Here is a 12,665-nt window from a genome sequence, read left to right as displayed (position 1 = left end):
CACATGGTGGTCCGGGCGGAGTGAACGCGCACCACTGCTGAACCGCGTTCACACTCCCGTCCCCTGACACGTCCTCGAGGAGTGAACCGCAATGCCCAGGTCCGGCTTCGGCCCTCGACGCTCACGAGCCTCGCAGTGGTGCGTGGCCGCCGCGACGTGCTTCCTCGTCCTGGCCGGCAGCGCCGTGGCCGCACTGGTCTGGCCCGCCGAGACCGCGCTCGTCCTGTGCCTGAGCATGCTGCCGGCCACAGGAGTCACCCTGGCTTTCCTCGCGCTGAGCACGCCCACCGGGGCCGACCGGAGTGGAAAAGGGGTGAAGGCCTGGTAATGCCAACGTAGTCGAGGGGTGCCTACCGCTCCGGCTTGCCAGAAGCCCTCCCCATGCATTACCAATGACAAGCATTGCCGCACGGCAAAGCTCTTGTGTGGCCTGAGGCCCTCGGACCGCAGCGACCCCAGTAATTCCACGATCCGACGCCACGGAAGAGGACGCATCGCGTGAACGGGCACCACAACGCCACGATCGATGGATCCGGAGTGGGAATCGCGCGAGCACCGCGGTGAACCAACGCTCCAGCCGGCCACATTCCACACCCTTCACCACGCTGCCGGCCCCCCTCGCGCCCGCGGACGTGGCGCTCATACGGGCCAGTCTCACCGTCGTGGAGCCCAGGTCCGAGGAGATGGCGGTGTACTTCTACGCCATCCTCTTCCTGCGCCATCCCGAGGTCCGGAGTCTGTTCCCGCCGGACATGGACGTCCAGCGTGACCGGCTGCTGCGCGCCCTGCTCCGGATCGTCGACCTCGTCGACGACGCGGACAATCTCGTCCGCTTCTGCTCCCGACTGGGGCGCGACCACCGGAAGTTCGGCACCCTCAACGCCCACTACGCGGCAGTGGGCGAGTGCCTCCTCGACGCTCTGGCCCGATTCGCGGGACCCGCGTGGAGCCCGGAACTGGCGGACGCATGGCAGCGGGCCTACGCCACAGCATCCCGCACCATGATGCTCGCCGCCGACGACGACACCCGGCTGCGTCCGGCGCGATGGACCGCCCGGATCGTCGACCACCGCCGGTACGGCCACGGGATCGCCGAGCTGACGGTGCGGACGGACGAGTACTACCCCTATGCGGCCGGCCAGTACGTGAGCGTGGAGACCCCGTGGTGGCCCCGGCAGTGGCGCTCCTATTCGCCCGCCAACGCGCCCCGGCCGGACTCGACGATGACCTTCCACGTGAAGGCCGTACCCCAGGGGCGGGTCAGCACCGCCCTCGTCCACCAGGCACGGCCGGGAGACCTCCTTCGTCTCGGGCCGCCGGAGGGCGACATGACCTTGCCGCCCGACTCACGCCGAGACCTCCTGTGCGTGGCCGGCGGCACCGGGCTGGCTCCCATCAGGGCATTGATCGAGCAGGTCGCGGCAGAGCGCTCGGACCGTGAGGTCGCGCTGTTCATCGGAGCCCGCACGGCTCAGGAGCTCTACGGCCTGGACGACATGCTCCGTATGTCGCAGCGGCACCACTGGCTCAGTGTGCGGGCCTCCGTCTCCCAGCAACGCATCCCCGGAACCGAGGGAAGTCTTCCCGAGGTCATCTCCGAGTTCGGTCCATGGGGCGGTCATGAGGTGTTCCTCAGCGGCCCGCCCGGCATGGTCACGGCAGCGGCACACGTGCTGACGGAACGAGGGGTCCCACTCGCACGGATCCATCACGACCCGCTCGATGTGCCGGTGTTGAACGCTCCGTTGCAACCCGCCCGTCTCCCCGAGGAGGAGACGCCCGCGCCGTGGTCCTGAGCCGGTGCGCGTGCCGGAAGCCGGTGGCGGGCGGCCGTCTCAGGCGCCGTCGGCCGACGGTCCGCGGAGGTCGAGGGAGAGCACGAGTCCGCCGTCCGGCGCGGCTCCGTGCGCGACGAGTTCGCGCAGGACGGCCTTGGGGGTGTCGGCGCCGGGCAGGTGGCGCGTCCGGGTGACCGCCCGGCTCACGGCCTGGTCGAAGTCCGCGTGGGCCGCCTGCGATGCCGGCAGCTCCGGACCGCAGGCGACGAACAGCAAGCGCTCCTGGGGCCGGGTCCGCAGATGCTGGGCGGCGTAGACGGTGTCCTCGAACATGCCCAGGGGGAGCTGTCTCTCCAGCTCCACCCGCCGCGCCGTCGGCCCGGACACGCGCCACACGCTCGGGGAGCCGGCGTCGACGATCTGCGCCGCTCCGGTGCGCAGGTCGAAACACATCAGCAGGGTCGACAGATGCCTCGTGCCACGGTGCTGTCCGTACAAGGCCTGGTCCGCCAGGGCCGCCTGGCCCGCGAGGTCGAGGCCGGCGCGGCGGGCGTTGCGGATCGCGTTGAGGGCGAGGTTGTTCACCAGGCCGGCCTCGGCATCCGTTCCGGCGCTGTTGGCGACGACCAGCGTGAGCTGGTCGGCCGAGGCCGACCAGTCGAAGAGGTGTCCGCCGGAGGCGTAGGCGGGCTCGCCGTGCGCGTGAAGGTCGAACTCCTCGCGCGAGCACGAACGCCCCGGCATCAGCTCCCACTGCATCTCGGCTGACAGGGTGAGCGGGCCGTTCCGCCTGGCTTCGCGGTACACGTCGGTGTGCCGCTCGGCCACCCTCAGGGCATGACCCAGCATCTGGGCGATGGCGCCGAGATGATCGAGGAAAACCTCGGGCGGCTCCTGGCTCCGCGGCAGCGTGACCACAAGAACTCCATACCGATCGCCGCGAACCGCCACGGGAAGATACGCCGTCACCGTGGGGCCCGCCCCGGTGGAAAGATATGGTTGTTGCTCGGAGAAGACCCTGCCCGCCGGGCTCGCCTCCACGGGAACCGGCCCTCGAACGGCGTCACAGGGGCCGAAGGGACGGAGACTGCTCAGCCCGTAGTCGATCAGCAGCAGGTCGACAGCGGTTGCCGCGAAGTGCTGCGCAAGATGGGTACGGAGGGAGTCCAGAAGGCCATGGGGCGGTGCTCCGCGCAAGGCGCGTTCCACCATCACACGTCGTTCCACCGAACCATTACCGCTTTCTGGGGAGATGTGGAGACTAGAAACGTGGCGCACAAGCAGCGCCGCCGGCATAAGACGTCTGATTCGGAGTGTCACTAGATATGGACGCGAACCCCGCTTCCTCTCAGCGTCGGCCGCTGGAGACCGCCCATGCGGCCCGGGAGCTCATCGAGCTCCTGGAAGTGCTGTGGGAGCGCGGCAAGGACATGGTGTCCTCGACCCCCGTTTCGGCGTCCCAGCTGCGCGTCCTGTACTGCCTCGACCGGGATGAGGGCATCAACCTGCGCACGCTGGGCAAGGTCCTGGGTTCCGCTCCCCCGTCCGTGAGCCGCCTGTGCGACCGGCTGGAGGCGCTGGGGTTCGTCCAGCGGCTTCCGAGCCCGGTCAGCCGGCGCGAGCTGGAGCTGCACCTGACAACGCGGGGCAAGGCGTACCTGCACGATCTGAGGGCCCAGCGGCAGGAGGCGCTCCTGGCGGTCATCGACTCGATGACTCCGTCGGCGCGCAATGCGCTGCTGAAGGGGCTGACGAGTTTCCAGGACGCCCTCAACGATGCGGGTGCTGTCCCGCAGCGGTCCTCTTCGGTCAAGGGCGTCCGGTCCGCCTGACCTCGCCGCGCGAGGACTGCCGAGTCGATTCGCACTCCCGACTTCTCACTTTCCGATGCTGGGGCGTCACTGTCGGCACCTCGCGTCCCGACCCACGGTGTTGCCTCAAGGGTACAGTTGTTTTGAGGCAACTATTGACATGGGTTGCCGTGGGCTGGCCGGGGAGGCTGCGTGTACGGCGACAAGGACCGGATCATCGTCACGGAACTGCTGGCGAGCGGCTCGTGCGCCGTCCTGCGGGTGACGGGAGAGCTGGACCTGTGGACCGAGACGCATCTGCTCGACCAGGCCGGAAGACGCGTCGCCGACGGTCGCCGGTACCTGGTCCTGGACCTGACCGCTCTCGCCTTCTGCGATTCCCGCGGCCTGAACTGCCTGCTGTCACTGAACTGGCTCTGCCGTCACATGGAGGGCCGGCTCCTGCTCTCGGGGGTGGGCGCCCAGGTCATGCGCGCGCTGACAGTCAGCGGCGCCGGCAAGGTGCTCCGCTGCTTCCCCTCCGTCGGCCGGGCGCTGGCCGACATACCGGGCGCCGAGCGGCCCCTCTGGCCCCCTCCGTCCTCATGACACGGCGACGGCGGCCAATCCACGGGAAATGCGCGTGCCGCCTTACGTCAGCATCTCCTCGCGCAGCTGCGCGAGGGTACGTGCCAGCAGGCGGGACACCTGCATCTGCGAGATGCCCAGCAGCTCCCCGATCTCCGATTGTTTCCACTCGCCGCCGAAGCGCAGTCGCAGAATCAGGCGGTCGCGGGCGTCCAGGCCGTCGAGGAGGGGCTTGAGCGCCTGCACGTTGTCCACCAGCTCCAGCGCGGGATCGAGATCCCCGAAGCGGGCGTGGAGGGCGACCCCGTCGCCGGCGTCCTGATCGGGACGGAACATGTCGAAGGACCCGGCCACGTACCCGTTCATGGCCACGAGACCTTCGGAGATCTCCTCGACCGGGCGACGAAGGTGCTGCGCGAGCTCCGCCGCCGTGGGCGAACGGTGCAGGCCGCTCGACAGCTCACTGATCGCCTGGACCAGTTCCGAGCGCAGCTCCTGCAGCCGTCTGGGCACATGGACCGCCCATGTCGCGTCGCGGAAGAACCGTTTGATCTCGCCCGCGATGTAGGGAATGGCGAACGTCGTGAACTCCACCTCACGACCGAGATCGAACCGGTCGATCGCCTTGATGAGCCCGATCGTTCCGACCTGTACGACATCCTCTTCCGGTTCCGTCCGGTGGCGGAAACGACGCGCCACGAACGTGACCAGCGAGATGTTCATCATGATCAACGCATTGCGGACGCGCTGGTACTCCGGTGAGCCTTCCTCGAGCCGCTCCAGCCGGCCGAGGAACGCCTTCGAGAGCGATCGCTCCACACTCGGCGTCATGGTGGACATGACACCTCCTTGGCCGTCTCGCGTGCCGCCGGGACCCTTCCACCCTATCAACAGTTGCTCCAGAGCAAGGATCGGTCAAGCCGCCTCGCCCCCCGGGGGCCGTCTCGCACACGCCCGGACGTATGCGGCTATCCCCGGCACCCTGGGGCAGGAGAGATATGGTTGCGGTCCGGAGTGAAGCGGAGTGTCACGGCATGAGCAGAGATCCCGGCCCCCGTCCGAAACCCGCCAAAGGTGCCGCCCAAGCCGCGAGTGCCGTCATCGAACTGCTCGAGGTCCTGTGGGAACAGAGCAATGACGTCACCGCCTCCTCGTCGGTCTCCGCCTCCCAGCTACGGGTGATGTACTGCCTGGAGCGGGAGGAGGGGATGAACCTCCGCCGCCTGGGCCACCTTCTGGGGGCTGCCCCCCCGTCGGTGAGCCGCCTCTGCGACCGCCTTGAGGCGATGGGCTTCGTCGAGCGCACTCCCAGTCAGGTGAGCCGCCGCGAATTGACGCTCTGCCTGACCAGCCGCGGCAAGACGCACCTTGCAGAGCTGCGAGCACTGCGGCAGGAGATCCTCATGGCGCCGATCCAGAACATGCCGCCCGCTGCCCGCGCCGCACTGCTGGACGGCCTCAGCGCCTTTCGGGAGGCCCTGGAGGACGCCGAAGCCGCCCGTGCGCACACTCCGGCGCGCACCTCGCCCCAGAGCGCCTGAGGCGGCCCCGCGAAGGAGCACACCCCGGGGATCAACCCCGAGGGGGTGTCTCAGAAGCCACCAGAGGCCTCGTCGGCCTCCCCGCCGTCCCCGTTCTCCGGCCGCCCGTGCCAGTCGAGGCAGACCACCAGGGCGTCGTCGTCCAGGGGTGTCTCCCCGTGATATCCGGCGAGCTCGCGCAGGACGGCGCCCGGCACCTGGGCAGGGGGCAGCAGCCTGGTGGACAGCAGGGAACGGGCCAGGGCCCTCTCCCCGTAGCGCTCCCCCGCCGGGGAGGACGCCTCGTACACACCGTCGCTTCCGAACAGCAGACGGTCACCCGACTTCACGGTGAACCGCTCGGGGACGTAGACCGTGTCCTCGAACATGCCGAGCGGCAGCTGCGCGTCGAAGGAGACGGCTTCGACCGAACGCTCCCGCAGCCGCCACATGCGCGGGGAGCCGGCGTCCACCGCTTCGACCTCGCCGGTGTTGAGATCGAAACGCAACAACAGCACCGAGACGTACGTGCTGCCCCGGTACTGGGCGTACACCGCCTGGTCCGCCAGCGCCGCCTGGTCCGCCAGGCCCAGGCCCGCTCGACGCGCGTTGCGCAGCGCGTTGACGGCGAGGTTCGTGAGCAGGGCGGCCTCGATGCCCTCCCCCATGCCGTTGGTGACCGTCAGTGTCAGATGGTTGGCCGAGGCGGACCAGTCGTAGTTGTCGCCGAAGATTGCGTAGGCCGGCTCCAAGTGGGCGCCGAGGGCGAATTCGGGGCGTACGCAGGAGCGCCCGGGCAGCAACTGCCACTGCATCTCCGCCGCGAGGGTGAGCCGGGCCGCGCGACGGGCCAGGACGTACAGGTCGGTGTCACGCTCGGCGACCAGGATCTCGTGGCCGAGAGCCTGGCAGACGTGCAGGATCTCGGGGAGCAGCGACTGCGCGTAGCGGTCCTCCGGCAGTCTTACGGTCAGCACGCCCATACGGTCGCCGCGGATGGTGATGGGCAGATGGACGTCGTAGGAGCCGTTGTCATGGGTCACGCACGGTTCCTGAGCGCCGAAAGCACGCCCCTGGGGCGAGCCGTGGATGAGCACCGGTTCCGTCGTGTAGGGCACGCTCTCCACGGCCTGCAGCGAACGCATTCCGTAGTCCGCCAGGCGGAGTTCGACGCGCTCGGCGCCGTACTGCTCCATGAGTGCGACAGTCACCACATTCAACAGGGTGTGCGGTGCAGCGCTGCGCAGAGCCCGCTCAACAGCGGCAAATTTGTCCACGTCATCCAGCTTCTCTATGTGCCGGGAGCCAGACCCGGCAGGCCAGGGCCACGCACGCTCCCACGCCAGCCAGCGTACGCCGGGCCCCGGCACAGTCACACCCTCTATTGTACGAATGCAGCACAACATTTGCCACACGGCAATTATATTCGTCTGCTCCCGGGGCAGGGATGCACAGCGAACACACGCGGCGGAACGCGCGCAGCGGAAACCGACGGCTGAAAGGCAGGGGTGGGACATGGGATCGGCTGTGCGCGTGCCACAGACCCGGGACATGGCCGGCGAGGAGCTCTCGGGGGACGAGGCGTGGGTGGCGCTGAGGCGGTACGGCGGGCGCAAGCTGCTGACCGACGCCTTCCTCCGGTTCCGGTATGCCGACGGCTTCAGTCACTCCCGCGCCCTGGCCTTCCAGGTCGCACTCGCCGTGGTGCCCTTCGTGATCGCGCTGGTCGGGGTGGCGTCCACCCTGCACTCCGACGGCATCGGCCGGACGGTGGAGCTCACACTCACGCAGATCGCCCCGGGCGCCAGTTCCGCCCTGATCGAAGACGTCCTCGCCGCGGGGCGGCGCAGCGCCGGCACCGATGTGGCGGGCGCGGTGGCGATGTGGCTGGGGCTCGGCTTCGCCGTGCTGAGTCTGGTGTCGGTCATGGCACAGATCGAACGCGGCACCAACCGCATCTACGGGATCGAACGCGACCGGCCCTTCGTCCGCAAGTACGGCAGGAGTCTGCTGCTGACAGTGGGGGCGGGTGTGCCGATGGCTGCCGGGTTTCTCGTCCTCGTGGCCGGCGACACCCTCGCCGAGGCCGTCCTCACCGCGACCGGGACGTCGGCCGGGAACGCCGCCGGCACCGCGTCCGGTCTGCCGCAGTGGTGGCACTGGACGCAGACACCCGCCGGTGTCGCCCTGGCGGTGATCGCCTCCGCGGTGATCTTCCGCTGGGCCCCGCGTCGCCGCCAACCCGGTTACACCTGGCTGGTCTTCGGATCGGCCGTCCATCTGATCCTGTGGATCGCCACGACCTGGCTGCTGGCCCTCTACGTGGAGTACAGCGGCTCGTTCGGAGCCGTGTACGGCCCGCTCACCGCCTTCGTCGCCTTGCTCCTGTGGGCGAATCTCACCGGCATCGCTCTGTTTCTCGGCGTCGCCTTCGCCGCTCAGCTGGAAGCCGCACGCGCCCAGATCACCGAGCCGGTCCACCCGGACCCCGGCGCGGACTCCTGACCCGCCGGCGTTCAACGGCCGGAAGCACTTCCCAGGCGACGCAGCGTGAGGGCCAGGGTGTCATCGGGGTGGTGGACCACGGTGTGCATGTCGTCGGCGATGGCCCCGGGAATCTCGTGTATGGGACGGCCCGCGTTGCGGGTGGCCGACGCGGCGAGGCGCTGTTCGCCTTCCAGGGGGTCTCTGCGGCTCTCGGTCAGACCGTCGGTGTAGAGCATCAGCAGGTCGCCCGGCTGGAGGTGGCTGCGCAGGACCTGGTCGCTGCCCGGGAGGGGATATCCCACGCCGCGGCCGGGTACTTCGAGGTACTCGGTCGGCCCGCCGGTCCGTACGACGAGAGCCGGCGGGTGGCTGCCGTTGGCCAGGAGCAGTTCCCCGGTGGCGGGGTTGATCCGGGCCAGCAGCATGGTCGCCATCAGCTGAGGGTCCATGCCGTTGAGGACTTCGCTGGCACGGCCGACGATGGCCTTCATCGGGTACCCGTCGAGCGCGAGTGTGCGGACGGTGTGGGTGACATCGAGTGCGGCGCGGGTGCTGCCCACTCCGTGGCCCAGCGCGTCGACGACGGTGATGTGGACGCTGCCGTCGGGAAGGACGAACCAGTCGTACAGGTCGCCCCCGGTGGGGGCGTCGGTGTCGGCGGGTGCGTAGTGGACGGCGAGTTCGAGGCCCGGGACGCTCAGCGGCGCGGGACGCAGGGCGTCCTCGAGCTCGCGCAGCATCTGTCCGTGGGCGCGACGCAGTTGCTCGTCGCGTTCTTCGAGCTGGACGTAGAGGGCGAGGACGCCGCTGTTGGTCTCGTCGAGTTCGGCCTTCAGCTGCTGGTGGTCGGCGGTGAGAGCGTCGAGGTCCGTCAGGAGGGCGGCCAGTTCTTCCTCGGCCGCCTCGTCGGAAGCAGCCGTCCCAGGCTGCTCCCGAGGCGAGGGGAGAGCGATACGCCATTCGACTCCGCCATCGGTGGCGACGGCGGCAAGCGGCAGCTTCGCCAGGGTCTCGGGGCCGATGGGCAGCGAGGTGGTGAGGGCGAGCGTCAGCGTGTCGACGCCGGCCGGTTCCTCCCGCGGTCCGCGCCGGGCCGTGATACGCACGCTCTGCCCGTTCTCCAGGCCGATGCGGGCCACCGCCGCGACGGAGGCGGTGAGCCGGGCGCGGGTCCCCGCCGGCAGGCCGTGCAGACCGGCGAGGCGGCGCACGGCCCGCCGCACCTCGGACAGGGTGGACAAAGGGCTCTGGCCGTAGGTGGGTTCGGTCATCGCGGTGTGTTCGGTCATCGCAATCCCGTGAGGCTGAGTGCGGTGGCGTCGTCTCGTGACCGGCGGTGGCGGTGGGCCAGTGCTGCCGGCAGCAGTTCGGCGGGAAGGCGGAGCAGAAACGGGGACGGGTCGTGCGACCAGCGCGACTCTATGCCGTCCGAGTGCGCGAGGAGGATCTGGCCGGGTTCCACGGGCGCGCTCTGCACCTGCGGGGTGGGCAGGTTCCATCCGACGACTCCCGGCCTGCCGTCGAGACGGCGCTGCACGTCATGGGCGGACAACAGGCACAGCCGAATGTTGCCGACACCGCAGAACTCCACCCCGCCGGTCACGAGTCGGACCAGGCCGACGGCGGCGCCACGGGTGTGGCGCAGGGATCGGTGCATCGACCGCATGATGTCGGGCAGCGGCTGGTCGTTCGTGTCGCGGAGGACCTGCAGCGCGCTGCGGGTCGCCCGGGCCGCCGCCTCTCCGTGGCCGAGGCCGTCCACGACAGCGGCCGTGACGCCACCGTCCGTTTCGAACACGGCGCAGCCGTCACCGCACTCCTGCTCGCCGTCGGCGGGCAGGCACACCACGCCCGTACCCGGCGCGGTCGTTCCGCCGACGGCGCTGATACGTGCCGACGCGACCGTTCCCTCCGGCACCTGGGTGCGGATGAGGAAGTCGGTGGCGACTCGGCCCACCGCGCCCAGGCCCGTGCCCAGGGTGCCCGTGGTGGTGTAGCCGTCGGTCAGGCACTGCTGGAGCTCGGCCATGCCGGGGCCGCGGTCGACGGCGAGGATCTCCAGCCCCTCCCCCATCGGCAACGGCTGCAGGTAGACGATCCCGTCGGTCGCGTGCTTGTCCAGATTGCTGGCCAACTCGCTCGCCACCGCCGCCGCTTGATCGGGCCACGACGCCTCCATGCCGCAGCGCACGGCCATCTCGCGGGCGCGGGTGGTGGCCACGTGGACGGCGCTGTAGTGGTCGATGGGCACGTGGGCGGTGGGCGGCCGCAGGTACGGGCGAAGAGTCACCGGTCGGTCCACCGGACGGCGGTCACCGTGGTGCCCTGGCCGGGCGCGGAGCGCACCTCGAACTCGTGCATGAGGCGCCGCGCTCCGCCGAGTCCATGGCCCAGTCCCCCGCCGGTGGTGAATCCGTCCGTGAGCGCCCCTTCCAGGTCGGCGATGCCCGGCCCGTCGTCGCGGACGGTCAGACGCAGGCCCACTGCGCCGGCCCGGCGCAGGCGCTCGATCGAGAGCACGCCACCGCCTCCGTGGATGAAGGCGTTACGGGCCAGTTCACTCGCCGCGGTGACGACCCTCGTCTGATCCACGAGACTGAACCCGAGCTCCTGGGTGGCGGCGCGCACCGCATGACGCGCCCGCAGAAGGTCCTCCTCCGTACGCACCAGGCACTCGACGGGGGCGCTGCCGCTCGTGCCCCCGGAGTCCCTCGGGCCGCGGGAGGCGGCGAGGGAGCCTCGCTGGGCTCCGACCTGCCCGCCCGTCGCCGTCGCCGTGGCGCCCCCCGCCGACCTGGGTGACCTGCCGGACCGTACCGACCCTGCCTCCTCGGAGCGCATCACACTGACACCCCATCCGCCGTCGGCCGGCCCGGCACCGATCCCGAGCCGGTCTTCGACCAGCCCAGGGCGGCCATGCCCTGCTCGGCGTTGAGCGCCGTCTCGACACCGGTGAGGTCGATGCCCAGCTCCACCAGTGTCACTGCCACGGCCGGGCTCATTCCCGCGACGATCACCCGCGCCCCCAGCAACTGAGCCATCGTGCTGAGTTCCATCAACGCGCGCGCGACGAACGAGTCGATGATCTGCACCCGTGAGATGTCCACGAGGACGCCACGCGCGCCGTCGTCCGCGATGCGGGCGGTCAGCTCCTCGGCCAGCGCCACGGCCGACGTGTCGTCCAGTTCACTGAGCAGCCCGGTGACCAGGGTGTCACCCAGTCGCAGGATCGGCACACGGGCGGATTCCGGCCGGCTCATCGCTCCACCCGCCCGTGGTCCGTCCCCCCTTGCACCGCGCCCACGGCACCCGTGGCGGGTTCCTGCCGGGTCAGTTGCATGGCGGTCGCCAGCGCGTCGGCGAGGCTGGCGCGGGTCAGGATGTCCGACAGGTCGATGCCCAGCTGGACGACCGTCTGCGCGATCGCCGGCCGGATGCCGCTGACGATGCACTCGGCGCCCATCAGCCGCACCGCCTTCACCGTCTGCATCAGGTGTTGGGCGACCGAGGTGTCCACGGTCGGGACACCGGTGATGTCGATGATGGCGACCAGCGCCTCGTCCTTCTGAATGGACTCGAGGAGGTTCTCCATCACCACCTGGCTGCGGGCCGTGTCGAGGTTGCCGATCAGCGGAACGGCCAGAACGTGCCGCCACAGCCGCACCACCGGCGTCGTCGCCTCCAGCAACTGCCGGCTCTGCCGACGGATGATCTCCTCACGGCGCTCGACGTACGTCTCGAACGACAAGGCGCCCGCCGCGTCCAGGACACGGTTGATCAGCACAGCGGCTTCGTACAGGTCGTCCTTCTCGAACGCCTCCTGCCGCACGGCCTCCAGGAGGGCTTCCTTGAGCCCCAGCACGGCCAGCGAGGCGGCCGTGGGAACCGCTCCCACCCGCGCCCGGCGCAGCGACAGGTCGACCACGGTCTCGTGCAGTTCGCGCCGGCGCGTGACCACGTGGTCGACCGGGATGTCGCTCTCCATGCCCGCGCTCAGAGCGGCGACGAGCGCGTCGGCCTCTTCGCGCAGCTCGGCCTCGTGCACCGTCTGCCCGCCGGGATCGGCGCGTTCCTGCTGCAGCTGTACCCATCGGTCGGCGATCTCGGCGCCGCGTCGCGTCAGTACCCCGGCCAGACGTTCCCGCACGGCGGACTCGGTGGAACTCATCCTTCGCCTCTCAGACGCCTTCTGCTTGCGTTACCCGGCCGAATCAACGACCTGCTCAGGATAGTAGCCGTACGACAACTATTCGAGCAGCCCCGGCCGCCCACCCCGGGCACGCGCACAGAAAAGGAGAGGCGCGCCCCCGCGCCACGCCCTGAGCCGCAGGTCAGCGGCGCCCGGTCAGCACGTCGGGCGCCGCCGACCCGGGGCCCGGGAGGGGCCGACGCGAGCTGGCCGGCCGAGGGCTCCGTTCAGCGCCTCTTGGACCGCCCCATTGCGATGCCCACCAGGATCGCGACAACGGCTACGGCCAGCAGCACGACGCCCGCCGTGCCGC

General features: G+C 70.0%; 14 protein-coding genes. 6 read left to right on the top strand and 8 right to left on the bottom strand.

Translation table 11 applies throughout. The features are described 5' to 3' along the window. Nucleotides 1–142: 142 nt before the first annotated feature. Nucleotides 143–328: a hypothetical protein gene (locus IE136_RS11310; RefSeq protein ID WP_189600250.1), complete on the top strand. Its 186-nt coding sequence runs from the start codon at nucleotides 143–145 to the stop codon at nucleotides 326–328. Nucleotides 329–662: 334 nt separating this feature from the next. Further along, a complete protein-coding gene (locus tag IE136_RS11305; protein ID WP_229818774.1) occupies nucleotides 663–1,796 on the top strand; it encodes a globin domain-containing protein in 1,134 nt (377 codons plus the stop codon). A 39-nt stretch (nucleotides 1,797–1,835) separates the two neighbouring features. On the opposite strand, the gene IE136_RS11300 is transcribed toward IE136_RS11305, so the two are convergent. Beyond that, nucleotides 1,836–2,696 (bottom strand): PP2C family protein-serine/threonine phosphatase, encoded by an 861-nt coding sequence (locus tag IE136_RS11300; RefSeq protein ID WP_229818773.1) that lies wholly within the window; start codon nucleotides 2,694–2,696, stop codon nucleotides 1,836–1,838. A 407-nt stretch (nucleotides 2,697–3,103) separates the two neighbouring features. On the opposite strand from IE136_RS11300, the gene IE136_RS11295 reads away from it, so the two are divergent. Continuing rightward, nucleotides 3,104–3,610, top strand: coding sequence for a MarR family transcriptional regulator (locus IE136_RS11295; protein WP_189600249.1), 507 nt, complete (start codon nucleotides 3,104–3,106; stop codon nucleotides 3,608–3,610). Between the two features lie 171 nt (nucleotides 3,611–3,781). Beyond that, nucleotides 3,782–4,177 carry an STAS domain-containing protein gene (locus IE136_RS11290; RefSeq protein ID WP_229818772.1) on the top strand — a complete coding sequence of 132 codons (396 nt, stop codon included), beginning with the start codon at nucleotides 3,782–3,784 and terminating at the stop codon, nucleotides 4,175–4,177. A 42-nt stretch (nucleotides 4,178–4,219) separates the two neighbouring features. Here IE136_RS11290 and IE136_RS11285 read toward each other — a convergent pair whose 3' ends face one another. Further along, entirely contained in the window at nucleotides 4,220–4,996 is a 777-nt protein-coding gene (locus IE136_RS11285) for a SigB/SigF/SigG family RNA polymerase sigma factor (RefSeq protein ID WP_189600248.1), read from the bottom strand. A gap of 194 nt (nucleotides 4,997–5,190) precedes the next feature. On the opposite strand from IE136_RS11285, the gene IE136_RS11280 reads away from it, so the two are divergent. Next, complete coding sequence (locus tag IE136_RS11280) at nucleotides 5,191–5,697, top strand: MarR family winged helix-turn-helix transcriptional regulator (protein WP_158984669.1); 507 nt, start codon at nucleotides 5,191–5,193, stop codon at nucleotides 5,695–5,697. A gap of 50 nt (nucleotides 5,698–5,747) precedes the next feature. Here the strand turns inward: IE136_RS11280 and IE136_RS11275 are convergent, their stop codons facing one another. Further along, the gene (locus tag IE136_RS11275; RefSeq protein ID WP_189600247.1) at nucleotides 5,748–6,953 is read right to left on the bottom strand and encodes a PP2C family protein-serine/threonine phosphatase; all 1,206 of its coding nucleotides are present in this window, start codon (nucleotides 6,951–6,953) and stop codon (nucleotides 5,748–5,750) included. Between the two features lie 238 nt (nucleotides 6,954–7,191). Here IE136_RS11275 and IE136_RS11270 point away from each other — a divergent pair, with 238 nt between their 5' ends. Then, nucleotides 7,192–8,181 (top strand): YihY/virulence factor BrkB family protein, encoded by a 990-nt coding sequence (locus tag IE136_RS11270; protein ID WP_189600246.1) that lies wholly within the window; start codon nucleotides 7,192–7,194, stop codon nucleotides 8,179–8,181. 11 nt (nucleotides 8,182–8,192) lie between these two features. Here the strand turns inward: IE136_RS11270 and IE136_RS11265 are convergent, their stop codons facing one another. From IE136_RS11265 to IE136_RS11245, 5 genes are read right to left on the bottom strand one after another with little or no spacing between them, the layout of a single operon-like run. Beyond that, complete coding sequence (locus IE136_RS11265; protein WP_229818771.1) at nucleotides 8,193–9,452, bottom strand: PP2C family protein-serine/threonine phosphatase; 1,260 nt, start codon at nucleotides 9,450–9,452, stop codon at nucleotides 8,193–8,195. Continuing rightward, nucleotides 9,449–10,453: a SpoIIE family protein phosphatase gene (locus IE136_RS11260; RefSeq protein WP_229818770.1), complete on the bottom strand. Its 1,005-nt coding sequence runs from the start codon at nucleotides 10,451–10,453 to the stop codon at nucleotides 9,449–9,451. The genes IE136_RS11265 and IE136_RS11260 overlap by 4 nt, the downstream gene beginning before the upstream one ends. After that, nucleotides 10,450–11,004 (bottom strand): ATP-binding protein, encoded by a 555-nt coding sequence (locus IE136_RS11255; protein WP_158984675.1) that lies wholly within the window; start codon nucleotides 11,002–11,004, stop codon nucleotides 10,450–10,452. Before IE136_RS11255 ends, IE136_RS11260 begins: the two co-directional genes overlap by 4 nt. Then, entirely contained in the window at nucleotides 11,004–11,423 is a 420-nt protein-coding gene (locus tag IE136_RS11250) for an STAS domain-containing protein (RefSeq protein ID WP_158984677.1), read from the bottom strand. Before IE136_RS11250 ends, IE136_RS11255 begins: the two co-directional genes overlap by 1 nt. Then, nucleotides 11,420–12,331: an STAS domain-containing protein gene (locus tag IE136_RS11245; RefSeq protein ID WP_158984679.1), complete on the bottom strand. Its 912-nt coding sequence runs from the start codon at nucleotides 12,329–12,331 to the stop codon at nucleotides 11,420–11,422. The genes IE136_RS11250 and IE136_RS11245 overlap by 4 nt, the downstream gene beginning before the upstream one ends. Between the last annotated feature and the right edge of the window lie 334 nt (nucleotides 12,332–12,665).

Origin of the sequence: Streptomyces lateritius, from assembly GCF_014649715.1 — a bacterium.
Taxonomy (GTDB): domain Bacteria; phylum Actinomycetota; class Actinomycetes; order Streptomycetales; family Streptomycetaceae; genus Streptomyces; species Streptomyces lateritius.
The sequence above is the reverse complement of the archived record's forward strand: the minus strand, read 5'-3'. Positions and strand labels throughout refer to the sequence as shown.